Source organism: Robertmurraya korlensis, from assembly GCF_023715225.1.
GTDB lineage: Bacteria > Bacillota > Bacilli > Bacillales > Cytobacillaceae > Robertmurraya_A.
The window spans coordinates 1-485 of sequence record NZ_JAMBNS010000067.1; the positions used below are offsets into that span (position 1 = coordinate 1).

Below are 485 nucleotides of genomic sequence, written 5' to 3' on the forward strand. Positions count from 1 at the left end.
ACTTAAACCTGCATAGATACCCAGCGTTTGGATTTGGTATTCTTGCAGCCATTTTAAGTCCTGCGGAATATTGCCTTGCACTAAAGAGACTTTCAGATTTGGTGTGCCTTTGGGGGTCGTCCATTGCGGGGCAATAAGCCACAGCGCCACGCTTGCCAGTAACATCACAGATGAGGGAATTAAAAAACGGTATTTTTTTCGCGCCGCTTCCACCAGACTGGCTGAGACGAACACTGATACAAAGCTCAGCGCCAACACCCAAAAAATTGGCGCAAGGCTTGTCAGCCAAGGTTGTGCTGTATAAGCATAGCCCACAAATAGCCAATGAAAACCTGTAAATAGCCAGGTCTTTAACCACTCTTGTACCACCCATAATGACGCAAAGCTTAACGGCTGTTTTGCCACAAAACGGTTAAAAATGACCGCTAAGGCGCCATGAAACAATCCCATTCCTAAGCCCACAAAACCAATCATCAGCAAAGCTA

At 46.2% G+C, this 485-nt stretch carries 1 protein-coding gene; it reads right to left on the reverse strand.

The window, feature by feature from the left end:
• Positions 1–485: hypothetical protein (locus tag M3175_RS25850; RefSeq protein ID WP_251524550.1), on the reverse strand; the 485-nt coding region annotated here is incomplete at both ends.